Annotated in this window: 18 protein-coding genes; 5 read left to right on the plus strand and 13 right to left on the minus strand. The window is 65.1% G+C overall.

Annotated elements, in window-relative coordinates; translation table 11 throughout:
* Positions 1 to 174 precede the first annotated feature (174 nt).
* From EJ072_RS02090 to EJ072_RS02130, 10 genes are all read right to left on the minus strand, one after another.
* Complete coding sequence (locus tag EJ072_RS02090) at positions 175 to 1,731, minus strand: Do family serine endopeptidase (RefSeq protein WP_126078359.1); 1,557 nt, start codon at positions 1,729 to 1,731, stop codon at positions 175 to 177.
* A gap of 194 nt (positions 1,732 to 1,925) precedes the next feature.
* Positions 1,926 to 2,390: a cytochrome c-type biogenesis protein gene (locus EJ072_RS02095; RefSeq protein ID WP_126078360.1), complete on the minus strand. Its 465-nt coding sequence runs from the start codon at positions 2,388 to 2,390 to the stop codon at positions 1,926 to 1,928.
* Complete coding sequence (locus EJ072_RS02100) at positions 2,387 to 4,372, minus strand: heme lyase CcmF/NrfE family subunit (RefSeq protein ID WP_126078361.1); 1,986 nt, start codon at positions 4,370 to 4,372, stop codon at positions 2,387 to 2,389. Before EJ072_RS02100 ends, EJ072_RS02095 begins: the two co-directional genes overlap by 4 nt.
* Entirely contained in the window at positions 4,372 to 4,815 is a 444-nt protein-coding gene (ccmE, locus tag EJ072_RS02105) for a cytochrome c maturation protein CcmE (protein WP_126078362.1), read from the minus strand. Before ccmE ends, EJ072_RS02100 begins: the two co-directional genes overlap by 1 nt.
* A 3-nt stretch (positions 4,816 to 4,818) precedes the next feature.
* Entirely contained in the window at positions 4,819 to 5,955 is a 1,137-nt protein-coding gene (ccmI, locus tag EJ072_RS02110) for a c-type cytochrome biogenesis protein CcmI (RefSeq protein ID WP_126078363.1), read from the minus strand.
* Positions 5,956 to 6,063: 108 nt separating this feature from the next.
* On the minus strand, positions 6,064 to 6,501 hold the full coding sequence (locus tag EJ072_RS02115) for a hypothetical protein (protein ID WP_126078364.1): 438 nt from the start codon (positions 6,499 to 6,501) through the stop codon (positions 6,064 to 6,066).
* Positions 6,498 to 6,668: a hypothetical protein gene (locus tag EJ072_RS35800; RefSeq protein WP_189343192.1), complete on the minus strand. Its 171-nt coding sequence runs from the start codon at positions 6,666 to 6,668 to the stop codon at positions 6,498 to 6,500. The genes EJ072_RS02115 and EJ072_RS35800 overlap by 4 nt, the downstream gene beginning before the upstream one ends.
* Positions 6,665 to 8,053: an ATP-binding protein gene (locus EJ072_RS02120; RefSeq protein ID WP_126078365.1), complete on the minus strand. Its 1,389-nt coding sequence runs from the start codon at positions 8,051 to 8,053 to the stop codon at positions 6,665 to 6,667. The genes EJ072_RS35800 and EJ072_RS02120 overlap by 4 nt, the downstream gene beginning before the upstream one ends.
* A 22-nt stretch (positions 8,054 to 8,075) precedes the next feature.
* Positions 8,076 to 8,741 carry a response regulator transcription factor gene (locus tag EJ072_RS02125; RefSeq protein ID WP_126078366.1) on the minus strand — a complete coding sequence of 222 codons (666 nt, stop codon included), beginning with the start codon at positions 8,739 to 8,741 and terminating at the stop codon, positions 8,076 to 8,078.
* Positions 8,742 to 8,805: 64 nt separating this feature from the next.
* The gene (locus EJ072_RS02130; RefSeq protein ID WP_126078367.1) at positions 8,806 to 9,102 is read right to left on the minus strand and encodes a hypothetical protein; all 297 of its coding nucleotides are present in this window, start codon (positions 9,100 to 9,102) and stop codon (positions 8,806 to 8,808) included.
* A gap of 219 nt (positions 9,103 to 9,321) precedes the next feature.
* Between EJ072_RS02130 and EJ072_RS02135 the strand changes: the two genes are divergently transcribed.
* Complete coding sequence (locus EJ072_RS02135; RefSeq protein ID WP_126078368.1) at positions 9,322 to 9,708, plus strand: ester cyclase; 387 nt, start codon at positions 9,322 to 9,324, stop codon at positions 9,706 to 9,708.
* A 112-nt stretch (positions 9,709 to 9,820) separates the two neighbouring features.
* Here EJ072_RS02135 and EJ072_RS02140 read toward each other — a convergent pair whose 3' ends face one another.
* From EJ072_RS02140 to EJ072_RS02150, 3 genes are all read right to left on the minus strand, one after another.
* Positions 9,821 to 10,228 carry a DUF3168 domain-containing protein gene (locus EJ072_RS02140; RefSeq protein WP_126061968.1) on the minus strand — a complete coding sequence of 136 codons (408 nt, stop codon included), beginning with the start codon at positions 10,226 to 10,228 and terminating at the stop codon, positions 9,821 to 9,823.
* Between the two features lie 137 nt (positions 10,229 to 10,365).
* Positions 10,366 to 11,919: a trimethylamine methyltransferase family protein gene (locus EJ072_RS02145; protein ID WP_126078369.1), complete on the minus strand. Its 1,554-nt coding sequence runs from the start codon at positions 11,917 to 11,919 to the stop codon at positions 10,366 to 10,368.
* 12 nt (positions 11,920 to 11,931) lie between these two features.
* The gene (locus EJ072_RS02150) at positions 11,932 to 14,343 is read right to left on the minus strand and encodes an FAD-dependent oxidoreductase (RefSeq protein ID WP_126078370.1); all 2,412 of its coding nucleotides are present in this window, start codon (positions 14,341 to 14,343) and stop codon (positions 11,932 to 11,934) included.
* 112 nt (positions 14,344 to 14,455) lie between these two features.
* Here EJ072_RS02150 and EJ072_RS02155 point away from each other — a divergent pair, with 112 nt between their 5' ends.
* The 4 genes from EJ072_RS02155 (at position 14,456) to EJ072_RS02175 (ending at position 18,818) form a co-directional block, all read left to right on the plus strand.
* Complete coding sequence (locus EJ072_RS02155) at positions 14,456 to 15,094, plus strand: TetR/AcrR family transcriptional regulator (protein WP_126078371.1); 639 nt, start codon at positions 14,456 to 14,458, stop codon at positions 15,092 to 15,094.
* Between the two features lie 240 nt (positions 15,095 to 15,334).
* On the plus strand, positions 15,335 to 17,491 hold the full coding sequence (locus EJ072_RS02160; protein ID WP_126078372.1) for a penicillin-binding protein 1A: 2,157 nt from the start codon (positions 15,335 to 15,337) through the stop codon (positions 17,489 to 17,491).
* A gap of 201 nt (positions 17,492 to 17,692) precedes the next feature.
* Positions 17,693 to 18,277: a DUF1214 domain-containing protein gene (locus EJ072_RS02170; protein WP_126078373.1), complete on the plus strand. Its 585-nt coding sequence runs from the start codon at positions 17,693 to 17,695 to the stop codon at positions 18,275 to 18,277.
* Positions 18,270 to 18,818, plus strand: a complete 549-nt coding sequence (locus tag EJ072_RS02175; protein WP_126078374.1) for a DUF1254 domain-containing protein — start codon at positions 18,270 to 18,272, stop codon at positions 18,816 to 18,818. The genes EJ072_RS02170 and EJ072_RS02175 overlap by 8 nt, the downstream gene beginning before the upstream one ends.
* Positions 18,819 to 18,898: the final 80 nt, after the last annotated feature.

The raw sequence follows: 18,898 nt of genomic DNA on the forward strand, positions 1-18,898 counted from the left end.
AAACCCGCTGCCGCCAGGAGCGAAACACGGTGACTGACTTACGTGCTCGGCCCCATGTTTCCCCACGGCGGCTCGGGGGTGTTGATACGGCCATGGGGAAAGCTGAACGTCTTCTAGTGGCGCATGGTCCTTTCCGAAAACCCCCATGGGATTTCCGGGGTCATGCGCGGCATGTCAGCCCTTGCCGACCGGCAGCGCGACGAAGCGGTTCGAGTCGTCGCGGGTGATCTGCATCAGCACGGCCTTGCGGCCGGCCTTGGCGGCATCGGTCATCGCCTTGGAGACGTCGTCGGTGGTGTTCACCTCGTTCGAATTGATCGAGGTGATGACGTCGCCGGGCTGGATGCCGCGGTCGGCCGCGTCGCTGTCGGGATCGACATCGGTGACCACGAGTCCCTTGCCGTTTTCGGCCTTGGTGACGGTCAGGCCGAGATCGGCAAGCGTGTCGGGCTTGGCGGCAGGCGCCGACTGCTTGCTGTTGTCGTCGTTCGAGGCCTGCTTGTCGCTCGCGGGCAGCGTGCCGAGATCGACCTTGACCGTCTCGTCCTTGCCGTTACGCCAGACCGTGACATCGACCGATTTGCCCGGCGCAAACGCACCGATCATGCGGGCGAGCTCCTTCGGCGAGGCGACGTCCTTGCCGTCGACCTGGGTGATGACATCCCCGGCGGTGATGCCCGCCTTCTTGCCCGGACCTGCGTCCTGGGCGCCCGACACCAGCGCGCCCTTGTCCGACTTCAGGCCGAGCGACTCGGCGATGTCGGAGGTGACCGGCTGGATCTCGACGCCGAGCCAGCCGCGCTGGACGGAGCCGCTCTTCATCAGGTCCTGGACGACCTGCTTGGCGGTCGAGGCCGGGATGTCGAAGGCAATGCCGACGCTGCCGCCCGACGGCGAGAAGATGGCGGTGTTGATGCCGATCACCTGGCCGTTGAGGTTGAAGGTCGGACCGCCCGAATTGCCGCGGTTGACTGACGCGTCGATCTGGATGAAGTCGTCGTAGGGCCCGGCGCCGATGTCGCGGCCGCGGGCCGAGACGATGCCGGCGGTGACGGTGCCGCCAAGGCCGAACGGATTGCCGACGGCAACCACCCAGTCACCGATGCGGACCTTGGAATCGTCGGCAAAGTCGACATAGGTGAACTTGTTGCCGCCGCCATCGACCTTCAGCACCGCGAGGTCGGTGCGCGGATCGGTGCCGATCAGCTTGGCGTCGAGTTCCTTGCCGTCATTGGTGACGACGGTGAAGTCCGAGCCTTCCGACACGACATGGTTGTTGGTGACGAGATAGCCATCCTCCGAGATGAAGAAGCCCGAGCCCTGGGCAACCGGGCGTGGCTCGCCATTGCCATGGTCGCGATGGCCGAAGCGGCGCATGCCGAACTGGCCGCCCTGGCCCTGGTCGCCGAAGCCGCGGAATTCCTTGAAGAAGCGGCGCAGCTGCGGGTTGTCGGGCAGGTTGTCAAAACCGCCCTGATCGTCCGAGCCGTCGTCGGCGGTCGGCTGGATCTTGGCCTTGACCTTGACGCTGACAACTGCCGGCGAGACATGCTCGACGACATCGGCGAAGCTCGGCATCTGCGGGGCCTCGACGCGCACGGCTTCGGCCAGCACGGGGGCGGTGCCGGTCGCGAGCATGCCCGCGCCGATCGTGCCGACAACGGCCAGGGAAGCGACGGCGGCCATCAGGCGCTTTCGGGTGCGGGAATATGAATTGGGGGCATTATTCATCGGGTTTCTTATCCTCTATCGATGCGGATGCGCTCAGGCGAAGCATCCTCGGGCAAGAGGATTAGAGAGGCGCACATTACGGCGCCATTTCCGGTACATGAAAGTTTTGTAATGTTGGTGACTGGCGACGAGGACCACGGACGTGCGGAGCGCCCGAAGACGGTTGCAGTCAATCGCCAAGCACGGTGATGGCGCTAATCGCTTAGCATCTTGTCCAGCGCCGCCTTTTCCTCGGCGCTGAGAGTGCTGTCCGACGTCGGGCGGCGCGAGCGGGCGCTCAGCACGATGAAGAGGCCGCCGGCCAGGAGCAGGAGCACCGGCGTGCCCCATAAAAGCGCGTTGCGCAGGCTGAAGCGCGGCTTCAAGAGCACGAACTCGCCATAGCGCGAGACGATGTAATCCATCACCTGCTGGTCGGTGTCGCCGGCGACGAGGCGCTGGCGCACGAGGATGCGCAGGTCGCGCGCCAGATCGGCGTCGGATTCGTCGATCGACTGGTTCTGGCAAACCATGCAGCGCAGGCCTTCCGACAGCGCACGCGCCCTCGCCTCCAATGCCGGGTCCCGCAGCACTTCATCAGGCTTCACCGCCTGCGCGGCGCCCGTAAACGCCAAGGCGAGCAGAAGGATCAGCGAGGCGAGCGAAAACCTTGCCCTCATGTCGGGCTCGTCAACGCGGCGGCCGGCTTGCGGCGCCTCGCGGGCGCGCCGACGCGCAAGCGGCGGTCGGCCAGCGACATGGCCGCGCCCGCCATCATCACCAGGGCACCGCCCCAGATCAGCGTCACCAGCGGTTTCCACCAGAGACGCACGACGACGGAGCCGTCATTACCCTCGTCACCGAGCGATAGGTAAAGCTGGCTCAAGCCGAGCGTGCTGATGCCGGACTCGGTCGTTGCCGTCTGCCGGGCCTGAAAGAAGCGTTTTGCCGAAGAGATCTCGCCCTTGGCATTGCCGTCTGCGCCGATCAGCAGGAAGCGGGCGCGATCCTCGGTGAAGTTCGGACCTTTCTGGGGAAAAAGCCCTTCGAAGCGCAGCGTGTGACCGGAGAGTTCCACCGTCTCACCAGGCCGCATAGTGAGGATTTTTTCGCTGCCGAAGCAGAGCGTGCCGACGATGCCGAGCAAGGTCAGCCCAAGGCCGAGATGGGCCAGTGCCGTGCCGAAGACCGAGCGCGGCAGGCCGGCGAAACGGCGAAGCATGGCGGCCGGCGCCACCGAGCCGGCGCCGGATTTGACGGCAAGGTCGGTCAGCGCGCCGGCGACGAGCCAGACAGCGAGGCCGACACCAAGTGCTGCAAAAACCGAGGCGCCGTCGATGAACAGGCCGGTGACAAGCATCGCGGCGATCGCGAGCGCAAAGGCCGCCATCAGCCGCTGCGAGGCGGCAATCACATCACCGCGCTTCCAAGCGAGCAGCGGGCCGAACGGCACGATCGCCAGCAGCAGCAGCATCAGCGGGCCGAAGGTTAGGTCGAAGAAGGGCGCGCCGACCGAGATCTTGCCGCCGGTGAGCGCTTCGAGCGCCAGCGGGTAGAGCGTGCCGACCAGCACCGTCGCGGTGGCGGTGGTGAGAAAGAGGTTGTTGAGGACCAGCGCGCCCTCGCGCGAGATCGGGTGGAACAGACCGCCGGCCGTCAGGCTGGAGGCGCGCAACGCAAACAGCGCCAGCGAACCACCGATGAACAAAGTCAGGATGCACAGGATGAAGACGCCGCGCGCCGGGTCGGTGGCGAAGGCGTGCACGGAGGTCAGCACGCCCGAACGCACCAGGAAAGTACCGAGCAGCGACAGCGAGAAGGTGAGGATGGCAAGCAGCAGCGTCCAGATCTTCAGCGCCGAGCGCTTCTCCATGACGATGGCCGAATGGAGCAGCGCCGTGCCGGCGAGCCAGGGCATGAAGGAGGCGTTCTCGACCGGATCCCAGAACCAGAAACCGCCCCAGCCGAGCTCGTAATAGGCCCAGTAGGAACCCATGGCGATGCCGCCGGTGAGGAACATCCAGGCGACCAGCGTCCATGGCCGCACCCAGCGCGCCCAGGAGGCGTCGATGCGGCCCTCGATCAGCGCCGCGACCGAGAAGGAAAAGCAGACCGAGAAGCCGACATAGCCGAGATAGAGCAGCGGCGGGTGGATGGCGAGGCCGAGGTCCTGCAGGACCGGATTGAGGTCGCGCCCCTCGACCGGCGCCGGATTGAGGCGGATGAACGGGTTGGAGGTCGTCAGGATGAACAGGAAGAAGGCCGCGCCGATCATGCCTTGCACGGCAAGCACATTGGCCTTGAGCGTCGCCGGCAGATTGTTGCCGAAGACGGCGACGAGCGCGCCGAAGAAGGTCAGGATCAGCACCCACAGAAGCATCGAGCCTTCGTGGTTTCCCCAGGTGCCGGTGATCTTATAGATCATCGGCTGCAGCGAATGGGAATTTTCCCAGACGTTGGCCACCGAGAAGTCCGAACCGGCATAGGCGCTTGCAAGGGCCGTGAAGGACAGCGCCGTAAGCGCGAAGCCGGTGACGGTGACCGGGCCGCCGACCGCCATCAGCCGCTGATTGCCGGTGCGGGCGCCGACCAGCGGCACCAGCATCTGCACCAGCGACAGCGCGAAGGCGAGCACGAGGGCGAAATGTCCGGTCTCAACCATTATTGGCTCTTGCTTTCCACCCAGACGCCCTTGGCCTTCAGGCCGTCGGCGACTTCCTTCGGCATATAGCGCTCGTCATGCTTGGCCAAGACGCTGTCGGCGACGAAAACCCCGTCCGGACCGAAAGCGCCTTCGGTTATGACGCCCTGCCCCTCGCGGAAGAGATCGGGCAGGATGCCGGTATAGGTCACCTTCACCGATTTCTGCCTATCGGTGACCGAGAAGGCGACAGTTGCGCCGCTGCCGCGCACGACGGTGCCGTTTTCGACGAGGCCGCCAAGGCGGATGCGCTGTCCGGGCGGGACGCTTGCCGTCGCCAGTTCTGCCGGCATGTAGAAATAGGAGGCCTTCTGGCCGAGCGCGTAGAAGGTGAGTCCGGCGGCCGCGGCGAGGAAGGCCAACCCCGCCACGATCACCGACAATCGCTTCTGCTTGCGCGTCATCTCTTACTCCGTCGCCGTCACGCCGAGGGAGGCGGCGAAGGCGGTGAACTTCTTGGCTTGCTCGCTGTCGGCCCCAAAGGCGGCGACAGCGCGGCCGAGCGCCTCGCGCGCCTGATCGGGCTTGCCGAGCACGGCATAGGAACGAATGAGGCGCATCCATCCTTCCTCGTCGCGGGGATTCTGCTTCAATTTGTCATCGAGGCCCGCGACCATCGTTTCGATCATCGCCTGCCGGTCCTGCGGCGACATCTGCTGCGCGGCTTCCATCTGCTGGGCATCCGGCCCGCTCGCCGGCGCGCCCGCCGCGACCGCCGTCTGGCCAGCCTCGGCAAGCGCCTGCTGGACGGCGCTGCGCCAAGGCGAATCCGGCGGAAGCTGGCCGAGCATCTTTTGCCAGGCGGCGACAGCCTCGTCCTTCCTGCCTTCCTGGGCAAGGCCTACCCCCAGGTAGAAATTCGCCTTGGCATTGGCCGGATCGAGCTTGAGAGCCGCCTCGAAGGCGTTTTGCGCATCGGCCGAAACGATGCCGCCGGCAGCGCTCGCGATCGCCTCGCCGAGACCAGCCTGGCGCACCGCGCTGTCGCCGTCGAGGCGAATGGCGTTGCGGTAGGCGGTTATCGCGTCGGGAAAGCGCTGCAGGCGAAGATAGATCGGCGCCAGCACGTCCCAGCCCTTGCCGTCCGACGGATTGGCGGCGAGATGCGCTTCGGCGCGTGCGACCAGCTCGTCGACCGAGGAATCGGCGGGATTCTTGGCGAGACGTTCGGCCAGAGGCTGCGAAGGCAGATCGGGCGAGCCGAGCACGCCGTACAGCCCCCAGCTCAGTAGCGGAACGGCAAGCACGGCCAGGCTGGCGATCAACCTGATGCCGCGGGAGGAGGAGGCGCTGGCGGAGGCCGGCCGCTCGGCCGCGCCGAGACGCAGGATGCGGCGGCCGATCTCGGCGCGCGCCTCCTCGGCCTCGCCCGGCTGGATCAGGCCGCGCGCCACGTCGCGATCCAATTCGGAAAGCTGGTCGCGATAGACTTCGAGGTCGTGGTCGCCAGGCGCCGATGCACCCTTCATGCCGCCGGTGAGCGGCAATAGCACCGCCAGGCTGGCGCCCAGCGTGAGGATTGCGGCTATGACCCAGAACAGCATGGCTCTTCCAATAAAGGCAGAGCCCTGCCCTGCCAACACAAGCATACTGCGACGCTTTGACGGCGGATGCTCTGTCCGGCCTTGATGTATATCAAATGGGCCGATTTATCAGGTCAGCGGCGTCCAACTGCCGTCGGCGTTGCGGCAGGCGGTGCCGCGCGCGGTGACGCCCGCGCCGCCGTTGAAGACGGTGTGGGTGTACTGGCGGCAATCCTGGGAGCCGACCCGATAAGGCTGGGCCGCGACCACCTCGCCATAATGGGAGGCGTTGTCGCCCTTCCACGTCACCTTCTGGCCGCTGGTGTTGTATTCCAGCGCCTTGTACTCCGCCTCCAGCGCCTTGCGCTTTTCGGCGTCGCTCAGACCCGAGCCGATCGATCCGCCGATAAGCCCGCCATTCATCGCCGCGACGATGCTGGTCGACACCTTGCCGCCGGAGGGCGGCGTCGAAACAGGCGTGACCGGGGAGGTTGGACCGCCCCTGCCGAGTGTCGTGCAGCCGGAAACGGCGAGCAGGGCGGAAACGAGCGCGACGCGGATCTTCATGCCAACAACCGGTTCTCTTGAGCGGAATGAGCTTCTTGAGCGAAATGGACTTCTTGAGAGAGATGGTTAGGCGACCGCGCCATCAGGGAAGCATCCTGGCCATAGTGTTGATATTTGTCGGAAATTTGGCCGTCAGCCACTGCTCGCAAATCGATAAAAAACATCATTGAAGGCTCCGCAATCTCACTACCGCCCTCAAGCCGCCCATGCCCGACCGTTCCAGCGCCAGCGAGCCTCCATACTCGTTGACGAGGTCGGCGACAATGGCAAGGCCAAGCCCCGTTCCCGGCTTCGTCTCGTCCAGTCTCTTGCCACGCTTCAACACCTCTCGCGCGCTGTCTTCGGGAATGCCCGGACCGTCATCCTCTATAACGATTTCAAACAGGTTGCCGCTTCCCGAAATAGTGGCGATCGTCACGGCAACAGCGCTCTTTGCCCATTTCATCGCATTGTCGAGCAGATTGCCGAGCAGTTCCTCGAGATCCTCGCGCTCGCCGGCAAAGACAATCTCGGCCGGCGGCAGGGACAGCGTCAGCCGCGTTTGCGGATTGAGCTTGCGCAGAACGCGCACCATGCGCTCGACCAGCGGCGAAACTGGCGTGCGGAAGACGACGCTGTCGCGCTGGGCGGCGACGCGGGCGCGCTGCAGGTAATGATCGACCTGCTTCTGCATGGAAGCCGCCTGGTCGGCGATCAGCTGGCCCTTGGCGCCGCCGAGCGCGCGGCCCTCATTGATCAGCACGGCTAGAGGCGTCTTCAGCGAATGGGCGAGGTTGCCGACCTGGGTGCGCGAGCGCTCGACGATGCGCCGGTTGTTCTCGATCAGCGCATTGGTCTCGTTGGCCAGCGGCTCGATCTCGGCCGGGAAGCTGCCGTCGAGGCGCTGGGCCGTGCCTTCGCGCACCATGGCGAGCGCATTGCGGACCCGGCGCAAGGGCTGGAGGCCCAAGAGGATGGCGATGGCATTGATGGCGATCATGCCGACCCCGAACAGCGACAGATAGGTGAGCAGGCGGCGCTGGAAGCTGGCGATCTCCTGCTCGAGCTCGCTATGATTGCCCATGACGCGGAAGCGGGCGGCGCGGTTCTTGGCGTCCAGCACGAACTCGCTCTCGAACACTTCGAGCTGCTCGCCCTTGATGCCTTCCATCGAGTAGCTGCGCTGGAAGTTCGCGTTGAACGGGACCTCCGCGACGCTCGGCGACAGGAGCGAGGTCGTCATCGAGGAAGAATGGATTTCGCCATGCACGCCCTCGGAGGCAGGCTCCACCGACCAGTACCAGCCGGAATTCGGCTCGGAAAAGCGCAGATCGCCAAGGTCGGGCGCTCCGGTCAGCGCGCCGTTGTCGGAAATGCCGACCGAGCCGATCAGGTTGAACAGATGAGCCGAGAGCAGGCTGTCGAAGCCGCGCTCGCTGGCCTGGCGGTAAAGCGTGGTGATGAGGGTGAAGATGACGACCAGCGTCAGGATCGCCCAGATGGTCGAGAAAGCGATGACGCGGAAGGTCAGCGAGCGCGGCCAGAGCCGCAGCCTTGAAATCCACCTTCCCATCGCTGGCTTCAGCGGTTCCGCGTCACGCCTCCGGCTCTCGCATGCGATAGCCCATGCCACGCACGGTTTCGATCATGTCGATGCCCATCTTCTTGCGAAGCCTGCCGACAAACACCTCGATGGTGTTGGAATCGCGGTCGAAATCCTGGTCGTAGAGATGCTCGACCAGCTCGGTACGCGACACCACCTCGCCCATATGATGCATCAGATAGGCGAGCAGCCGGAACTCGTGCGAGGTGAGCTTCAGCGGCATGCCATTGACGTCGGCCTTGGACGCCTTGGTGTCGAGGCGCAGCGGGCCGCAGGTGAGCTCCGAAGATGCATGGCCGGCCGCACGGCGGATCAGGGCCCGCACTCGGGCGAGCACCTCCTCGATATGGAAGGGCTTTGTGACATAATCGTCGGCGCCGGCGTCGATGCCGGCAACCTTGTCGCTCCAGCGGTCGCGGGCGGTGAGGATCAGCACCGGCATCTTGCGGCCGCCGCGGCGCCAACGCTCGACGACGCTGATGCCATCCATCTGCGGCAGGCCGATGTCGAGGACCACGGCATCGTAAGGCTCGGTCTCGCCGAGGAAATGCCCCTCCTCGCCGTCATAGGCCCGGTCGACGACATAGCCGGCATCGACCAGCGCCTCGGCCAGTTGCCGGTTGAGATCCTTGTCATCCTCGACGACGAGCACGCGCATGGGTTGAAGCCTGTTGCTGGATAGACGTATAGGCCGATTCCGCCGGCCTGGGAAACGAGAGGGGTCAGCCCATCGGGACGACGATTTCCGAGCGGCGCGGCCGCTGTCCGTCCTTACCGGGGACGAGCACGACGATGACGCAGACCTGCTGGCCGCCCCGCGTCGCCTGCGACGCCTTGGCGAGCGTGCCTCCGTTCTGCGCGGCGACCTGCTGGCCGATGGCGTAGCAATCGCTGGCGGCGAGCACCACCGGCTGATCGGCCGACGGCTCGATGGCCGGCAGGGCGATCGCCTGCGACGCAAGCCCGGCCGCGGCAAGCGCCAGCACTGCTTTGCGAAGATGTGAGCCAAGGTTTTTCATGATCACGGTTCTAACGCATATGGGCTGAACGTGAAATGAACGGTGAACGATCGAAAATCATGCCCGCCATTCCCCCGCGCCTGGCGGTGCCAAGGCTCCCTCAAGCCCGGCTTCGAATTCATAGCCGGAAAAGCACTTGATCCGCTACGCTTTTTGGCCTGCCTTCACCGCGCACTGCGCTAGCTAGTGTAGAAACGCCGGACGGCCATGGAGGATGCGATGACGCGCGAGGATATTGCCGGTCTCTATCGGGGCTACATCGCCTGCCTGAACGAGCAGGATTGGGACAATCTCGGCCGCTTCGTCGGCGAGGAGGTCCAGTATAATGGCGATACGATCGGGCTTTCGGGTTACCGCCGCATGCTGGAAGGCGATTTCGAGGCCATTCCCGACCTGCGCTTCAATATCGAGCTTCTGATCTCGGAGCCGCCGCGCGTGGCGGCGCGCCTGCATTTCGACTGCCGGCCCAAGGGCGTGCTGTTCGGCCTGCCTGTCCACGGCAAGCGCGTCTCCTTCGCCGAGAACGTCTTTTACGAGTTCCATGACGGGCGGATTCGCGAAGTCTGGTCGGTCATCGACAAGGCCGCCATCCAGGCGCAGCTGTAGGCCAAGGCGCTTCGCGTGAAACCGATTCAAACGCCGCGCTTAAACCGTTGTTTTGATGAATATTTCGGAGCCGCCAGCTCTACTGCTGGGCGACATGTATCGGCGCAGCCTCTCAGGCGGCTTCCTGCGTCAGCGCGCGGAAGCGCAGCAATCCATGATGGACGGCCAGATCCTCGTCATAGCGGGCCTCGGCGAATTCCAGCGACAGGCGCGTCTGGCCGCGCGAACCGATCGAAAATGCCGCGCCGTCGAGCCGCGCCCTGATGCTGTCCATGATGAGGCGTGTCTCGGCCTCGCCCTGGGCTTTCGACCAGATATGCAAGGTGACCAACTGGTCGCTGTCGTTGTCGGCGCCGGTCTCGAGGTCGAAGGCGCTGGTGCGGCCGTAAGTCACGTTCGGAAAGGCGGCCTTGTCGCTCGCCTGCTCGAGCAGGCCGGCGCCGCCAAGCAGCGCCGACAGCGACGCATCGGTCTTCAGCCTCAGGAACAAGGCCTGCATCAAATCGCCAGGCGCCGTCATTTACCATCCATCGCCAATACATATCTCCTCACGCTGCCCGGCAACGTAGCCGCGCTCGCGATCCGATGCCAGATCGCGAATCGTTTTGACTATAGCGTGAAGGGCGAAGGTCTCGAATTTATTACGTTTTCGTCAAATCACGAGACCGGCGCGGCGCCACCCTCCTCGGTGCGCCTGGCAACGAACTCGTCGAGCACGCCAGCGGTGGCGGCAGCGGAGGCCGGCGGCTGGAAGTCGGAAAGAATGCGCTTCCAGATGCCGGTGGCGCGCTCGGTCGCGGTCTTGCCGCCGGATTGCGTCCAGTTGCCGAAATTCGACCAGTCGGCCACCAGCGGCTCGTAGAAGGCGGTGCGGTAGCGCGTCATGGTGTGGGTCGCCGAGAAGAAGTGGCCGCCGGGCTGCACTTCGGCGATGGCTTCGAAGCCGATGGCATCCTCGTCGCCCGGCGTCGTGGCGCAAAGCTCGGCGACGGTCTGCAGCGCCTCGACGTCGGTGATCAGCTTTTCCAGGGATACGCTGAGGCCACCTTCCAGCCAGCCGGCGGCGTGGATGCAGACGGTGGCGCCAGCCAGCACCGAGCCCCACAGCGCGAACTGCGTCTCGTGTGCCGCCTGCACGTCGGAAATATTGGCGGCGCTGCCGCCGCCGGAGCGCCACGGCAACCCAGTGTAGCGGGCGAGCTGTCCCGCCCCAAGCGTCGCCTTGATATGTTCCGGCGTGCCGAAGGCCGGCGCGCCGGACTTCATGTCGACATTGGAGGAGAAGGAGCCATAGACCACCGGCGCGCCGGGGCGCACGATTTGGGCAAGCGTCAACCCAGCCAGCGCCTCGGCATGCTGCAAGGTCAGCGCGCCGGCAACCGTGATCGGCGCCATCGCGCCCGCCAGGCAGAAGGGCGTGATGATCAGGACCTGGCCGGCCCTGGCGAAGTCGATGATGCCTTGCGCCATCGGGATATCCAGCTGACGCGGCGAGTTGGTGTTGATGACGGTGTAGCAATGGGCGCCGGCGCGGAACTGGTCCTCGGAGAGGCCGCGCGCCAGGCGGATCATCTCGAACCCGTCCTCGACCTGCGGCGTGCCGCGCGCAAAGATGAAGGGGAACTTGTCCGACAGCGTTAGTTGCGCCCGGTTGACGGCATAGTGGCGGAAGCGGTTGTCGATGTCCTGCGGCTCGACGCAGGGCCCAAGCATGTGCAGCACGTCGAAATGCTGGATCAGCTTGATGAATTCCTCGAAGGCGGCGAGCGTGCCCGGCCGGCGGCCGCGCTCGAGATCGGTGACGTTGGGCGCGCCAGAGCCGGCCAGGAAAGCCATCGAGCCGAGCTCAAGCGTCAGGTCGCGCGAGCGGTCGCCGCCAAGTGCCGGAATGGAGCGCGGCGCCGAGGCAAGTGCTGCCTCGACCATGTCGCGGCCGATCCTGACCATCTGGCTGTCTTCGTCGACCAAGGCGCCGGCCTTGGCGTAGATGGCGCGGGCCTCGGGCAGCAGCACCTTGATGCCGAGTTCTTCCAGCACGCGCAGCGCGGCAGCGTGGATGGCGGCGACCTGGTCTTCGGAAAAGATCGGCTGCGGCAGGAACGGGTTCTTCAGGGACCGGTAGTTCGGACGGCGGCTGGATTCGCTGCCCGCCTCGCCGGTGCGTCCCCGCCGGCGCTCGCGTCTGAGATCACGTGCGGCCTCATCGATCATGGCGGTTCCTCCTCATTGCCGCATCGCCTTGCCTTCAGGGTCGTAGGGCGAGGCGGCAATGACACGCGCCGGCCGTTCGACCCCGACAATGTGTATGGAAAGTTCTGTCCCCTCCCCGGCGAAACCGTCATCGAGCAACGCCAGGGCGACGCTCTTGCCGAGGGTATAGCCGTAGCCGCCGGAGGTGACGAAGCCGACGCGCCGGCTCTTGGACCAGACCGGCTCGAAGCCGCTGGCATCGGCGTGGACAGCGTCGACCTCCAGCGTCACGATGCGTCGCGAGGCACCGGCGTCGCGCTCTTTCAGCGCCGCGTCGCGGCCGATGAACTCGGCCTTGTCGAAAGCGATGAAGCGGTCGAGCCCGGTCTGACCGGGCGTGTAGCCTTGCGTGAACTCGCGCGACCAGATGCCGAAACTCTTTTCCAGCCTGAGCGAATTCAGCGCGTAATAGCCGATCTCGGCAAGGCCGAGGTCTTGGCCGGCGGCAAGCAGTGTTTCGCGCAGCGTCGCATGCAGGGTGGCCGGGCAGTTGATCTCGAAGCCGAGTTCGCCGGCGATGGACAGCCTGGCAACGCGCGCTCGCATCATGCCGATATCGAACTCGCCGCAAGCCATGAACGGCAGGGTTTTGGCGGAGATGTCCTGATGCGTGGTGCGTTCGAGGATCTTTCGTGCATTCGGTCCAGTGACGAGGAAGCCGGATGTGGCATCGGAAATGTCGGTGACGGAAACGCCTTCGGCGATGTGCGCCTCGAACCAGCGCATATGAAATTCGCGCAAATAGTAGGAGCCCATGATCCAGTATTCGCCGCCGCCCCAGTTGAGCACGGTGAGGTCGCCCTTCAGCCGGCCATTGGGCCCAAGCATCGGCGCAAGCTTGGCGCGGCCAGGCTTCGGCAGCCGGCAAGCGAGCAGCCGGTCGAGCCACGCCTCGGCGCCCGGGCCTGACACGGCATAGCGCGAGAAGGCTGTGGTATCGACGAGGCCGGCGGCGCGGCGCACCTGCAGCACCTCGTCGCCGACGATTTCGAAGGCGTTGGAGCGCTTCAGCGTCGTCTCCTCGCGGAACCCCATCGGCGCGAAATAGGCCGGGATCTCCAGGCCCCAGGACGCCGTCCACTCGGCGCCGGCGGCGCTCATGCCATCATAGGCGCCGGGGCGCTTCAGCGGCCGGCCCGCCGGCAGGCGCTCATTGGGGAAGGTCATGACGAAGCGGCGGGCATAGAACTGGCCCGTCGTGCGCCTGAGATACTCGCGGTTGGCGGCGAAGGCGCCGTAGCGAGCGCTGTCCATGCCGAAGATGTCGGCTTCCGGCTCACCGTAAATCATCCACTCGGCCAGCGACTTGCCAACACCGCCGCCCTGGCTGAAGCCGGCCATGACGCCGCAGGCGACCCAGTAATTCTTCAGCCCCCTGACCGGGCCGACCAGCGGGTTGCCGTCCGGCGTGAAGGTGAAGGCGCCGTTGACCCATTTGCGGATACCGGCCGTGGCCAGGCAGGGAAAGCGCTCATAGGCCTTGGCAAGCTCGGGGCTGATGCGATCGATATCCTCGGGGATCAGCTCGATGCCGTAATCCCAGGGCGCGCCGTCCATGTTCCAGTGTTTCGGGTTCTGCTCATAGACGCCGAGCAGCACGCCCTTCCGCTCCTGGCGCAGATAGGAGAAGCCATCGAGATCGACGGCAAGGCCAAGCTCCTTGTCTAGCGCCGCGACTTCCGGAATGTCCTCGGTGACAAAATAATGATGCTCCATCGGCGTCACCGGCAGGTCGACGCCGGCCATCAGCCCGACCTGCTTGGCCCAGAGACCGCCGGCGTTGACGACATGCTCGGCGACGATCGTGCCCTTCTCGGTGACGATGTCCCAGCCGCCGTCGGCGCGCTGTTTCAGCTCGACGACGCGGTTGCGCAGGATGACGTCGGCGCCGCGCTTCCTGGCGGCGCCCGCATAGGCATGCGTGGTGCCATAAGGGTCGAGATGGCCCTCGTTGGAATCATAGAGGCCACCCAGCACGCCGCTGACATCGACAATCGGGCAGATCTCCTTGATTTCCTCCGGCGTCACCAGCCGCGCCGTCTCGATGCCGACCGACTGGAACACCGCCCAGGCCGATTTCAGCCATTCCCAGCGCTGCGGGTCGCTCGCCATGTTGACGCCGCCGGTCATGTGCAGCCCGGCATTCTGGCCGGACTCGGCCTCGATCTCGCGATAGAGCTTGATCGTGTAGTCCTGCAGCGCGGCGACATTGGGATCGGCGTTGAGCGCGTGGAAGCCGGCCGCCGCATGCCAGGTCGAGCCCGCCGTCAGCTCGGCGCGCTCGATCAGCGCCACGTCGCTCCAGCCAAAGCGCGTCAAGTGATAGAGCACCGAGGCGCCGACCACGCCTCCGCCGATGACCACCGCCCGGTAATGCGACTTCACGAGCCTCTCCCCTCTCGTTGGAGGCTCTCAAGATATACGCCCCGTACACATGTGTCTAGACACTTCTGTCCAGAGCTTGCGCGCTGCTCCGCGCCATGCCACTTGTTGGCTCATGACCATGACCGCTCCCCAGGACGAGCCGGCGCCCGGCAACATCAAGGTAACCCGCGCGGATTGGATCAACCTCGCGCTGCAGACGCTGATTTCCGACGGTGTCGAGAGCGTGCGCGTGCTGACGCTGGGACAGAAGCTCGGCGTCTCGCGCTCGAGCTTCTACTGGTATTTCGAAAGCCGGCAGGACCTGCTCGACCAGCTGCTCGAGCATTGGCACGAGACCAACACCACGGCGATCGTCGAGCGGGCGCGCCGGCCGGCCGACACCATCATCATGGGTGTGATGAACGTCTTCGAATGCTGGGCCGACGAGCGCCTGTTCGATCCCAGGCTCGATTTCGCCGTTCGCGAATGGGCAAGGCGCTCGGACGACGTGCGGCGCATGATCGACAAGGCCGACGAGGAGCGACTGCTGGCCATACGCGACATGTACCGCCGGCACGGCTACGAGAGCGAGGACGCCTTCATCCGCGCCCGCGTCCTCTACTACATGCAGATCGGCTATTACGTGCTCGACCTCAAGGAACCTGTCGAGGCGCGCGTCAGCCATCTCGCCGCCTATCTGCGCTCCTTCACCGGACTGGAGCCGAGCGAGGCGGATGTGACGCATTTCATGCGCTTCATCGCGGCGCGGTGATATCGCTCTCAGTATTTGTTTTACGCAATTCCGGACGGAAAACCGCTGCTCACTTTTCTAGGAAGTGCTCACTTTTCCTGGAATGGCTCGGGGCACAATCAACCATGGCGTTCAACAAAGCCTGGGTGTGGCTTCGCTGCCCTTGTGAGTGGTGCTAAAATGGTCGATTAGTTTGGCAGGGAGGGCGCCCCGGAACTGCCACGGCTGTTTCGGGCGGAAGTGCCGGGGTGGAATTCTGGAATGGACAATCCCTCTAAACCACGCAGGAGAAGAGGCCGGATCGCTTCGGCGCTGCTCGCCGTGGATGCGTGGCTCGATACTTCGCTCTACGAGATCGGTTTCAAGGCGCGCGAATTCTGGGAAGCGGCGACCATCTTTTCCCGCCGCTTCCGTGTGCAGGGCTGGCGCCGCGCCATCGTCGAGGTGCTGAGCGAGGGCTTCACCATGGGCGCCGGCGGCTTCGTGGTTCTGCTCGCGCTTGCCATGCCCGCCTTTGACATCACCACCGGCGACTGGCGCAACCAGGGCGACTTCGCCGTCACCTTCCTTGACCGCTACGGCAACGAAATCGGCCAGCGCGGCATCATCCAGCGCGATTCCGTGCCGGTCGACGAGATGCCGGACATCGTCATCAAGGCGGTGCTGGCGACGGAGGATCGGCGTTTCTTCGACCATTACGGCATCGATGTGCTGGGCCTGTCGCGCGCGATCTTCGAGAACGTGCGCGCCAATTCGGTGGTCCAGGGCGGGTCGAGCATCACGCAGCAGCTCGCCAAGAACCTGTTCCTGTCCAACGAGCGCACTCTCGAGCGCAAGATCAAGGAAGCCTTCCTGTCGCTGTGGCTGGAGGCGAACCTCTCCAAGAAAGAGATCCTGCAGCTCTATCTCGACCGCGCCTATATGGGCGGCGGCACCTTCGGCATCGAGGCGGCGGCGGATTTCTATTTCGGCAAGAGCGTCAAGGACCTGAACCTCGCCGAGGCGGCAATGCTGGCCGGCCTGTTCAAGGCGCCGACCAAATACGCCCCGCACATCAACCTGCCGGCGGCGCGCGCGCGCGCCAATGTGGTGCTCTCCAACCTCGTCGATTCCGGCTTCATGACCGAGGGCCAGGTGCTGCAGGCAAGACTGCACCCGGCCGACGTGGTCGACCGCGGCGAGCAGAAGAGCCCGGACTACTTCCTCGACTGGGCCTTCGACGAGGTCAAGAAGATCGCCAAGCCCGGCCAGCATTCGCTGGTCGCCCACACGACCTTCGACGCCAACATCCAGAAGGCGGCCGAGGAGTCGGTCGAGTTCCATCTGCGGCAATTCGGCAAGGAATACAACGTCACCGAAGGCGCGGTGGTGGTGATCGAGACCAATGGCGCGGTGCGCGCCATCGTCGGCGGCCGCGACTATGGCGCCAGCCAGTTCAACCGCGCCACCAAGGCGCTGCGCCAGACCGGCTCATCCTTCAAGCCCTATGTCTATGCCACCGCGATGGAGCATGGCTTCACGCCGGACTCGGTGGTTTCGGGCGGCGCCATCAGCTGGGGCAACTGGTCGCCGCACAATTACAGCGGCGGATCGGCCGGCAACGTCACGCTGCTCACGGCGATCGCCAAGTCGATCAACACGGTGCCGGTGCGGCTCGCCAAGGATTACCTCGGCATCGGCCCGATCAAGGCAATGGCCGAATCGATGGGTGTCGAATCGCCGCTGGAAGCGCACAAGACCATGGTGCTGGGCACATCCGGCATGACGGTGATGGACCAGGCGACCGGCTACAGCGTCTTTGCCCAGAACGGTTTCGTCGGCTCGCGCCATGGCATCACCCAGCTCGTCACCCGCACCGGCGAGGTGGTCTATGACTGGGCCAAGGACGCGCCGCCACCACACCGCGTGCTGTCGGAAAGGGCGCTGAAATACATGAACACCATGCTGGCGGCGGTGCCGGTGATCGGCACGGCACGGCGCGCCCAGCTCCCGAACATCGTCGTTGCCGGCAAGACCGGCACCACGCAGTCCTACCGCGACGCCTGGTTCGTCGGCTTCACCGGCAATTACACGGCGGCCGTCTGGCTGGGCAATGACGACTTCACCGCAACCAACAAGATGACCGGCGGCTCGCTGCCGGCGATGGTCTGGCAGCGCCTGATGGTCTATGCGCACCAGAACATCGACCTGAAGCCTATCCCCGGTCTCGACCACCCGTTCGTCGACCCAGAGGTCGCGGCCAAGGCAGAGGAGGCGGCCAAGAAGGAAGCCGACGCCGCAGAGGCGCAGGCCGAGGCCGAACGGCCGCCGGTGCTTTCCAGCCGTACCACCCAGACGCTGAGGGACATGACCAAGGCGTTCCAGGCCGCGCCCGTGCTCGAAGCGCCCACCCTGCCGGAAGCACTTTCGGCGCTTTAGAGCATGGTCCCGAACCGAAGGACCGCGATAGCGAAAAGTGGGAACCGGTTTTCGGATAAGATCATGCTCCATCAAAAAAATAGATCAGGACGACGTTTCAGCGAAACGTCGTCCTGATCTAGCCACCCCTCGCGTGAAGCCGGCTTGCCACGGCACCCCGCGCCGCGATATCCCGGGCAACCTCCTCTGTTTGCGGCTCTCATGCTCAAGAACGCCATCCTGACGCTGCTTTCGCTTGCCATAGCCATTGGGCTTGGCGGCTACAGCGTCTGGTATGCGCTCAACGCGCAGGACGGCGTCGGGGCGATCCGCATCGGCCAATGGACCGCCTTCCCCGAAGTCGGGACTTTAGACGCCGACCCCTACTCCAAGGCGCGCGTGGCGCGCGAGGGCGTGCTGGCGCTCGGCCGGGCCGAGGGGCTGGCCTTCGTCGCCGAGCGCGACGATGCAGGCGAGCCGCTGAGACGCGAATGCACCTACACGATCGAAGGCAGCTACCCGACCGCCCGTTTCTGGACGCTCTATGCCGCAGACCAGTCGCTTGGCGTGATCGATACCGGCAAGCCGAGGCAGGCGGCGCTGCAGTCTTACGAAGTGCTGCGCCGGCCCGACAATTCCGTCGTCATTTCGGTCGGCAATCACCCTGCCCCCGGCAACTGGCTGCTCACCGGCGGATCCGGCAAGATGTATTTCGTGTTGACCTTCTACGACACGCCGATCGCGTCCAGCACCGGCCTCTCCGATGTGACGCTGCCGCGCATTCTGAAGGCGGGCTGCAATGCGTAGACTGCTGCATGCCCTCATCGTCGGCCTGCTCGGCGCCGGCATCGTGCATATCGTCGTGCTGTTCCTGGTACCGGAATTTTCCGAGCGCGATGCCTGGTCGCGGCTGGCGATGGCATCCGACCTCTACAAGATGACGCGGCTTGACGCCGAAGCCGGCGGCGCGCCGGTGGTGAAATCGGTCGATCCGCTGTTTTATGCCGCCGCCTGCCGCTTCGACCTTGCCGACGGCCTGGTGCGGATCAAGGCGCCCGGCGACGTGCCGTTCTGGTCGGCCTCGGTCTATGACCGCGGCGGCCACAACATCTATTCCTTCAACGATCACAACGCCAATGGCGAGAAGCTCGATACGGTGGTGCTGACCCCGGCGCAGATGATCGATGTGCGGCGCGACCTTCCGGAGGATCTGCAAGGCGCGATCTTTGTCGAGGCGCCGATCGAGGAAGGCATCTTCGTCGTCCGCGCCTTCGTGCCGGACGAGAGCTGGAAGCCGATCGTGTCGCGCTTCCTCGAGCAGAGCAGCTGCGAATTGCAGGACGACTGAGAAGCCATTCGATCAGTGATGCGGCTTGGCGGGTGGCGGCGAGCCGGGCTTTTCTGGGCTGCTGCTGCCGGGCTGAGCCT

The sequence above is a fragment of the Mesorhizobium sp. M2A.F.Ca.ET.046.03.2.1 genome (assembly GCF_003952425.1).
Classification (GTDB): Bacteria; Pseudomonadota; Alphaproteobacteria; order Rhizobiales; family Rhizobiaceae; genus Mesorhizobium.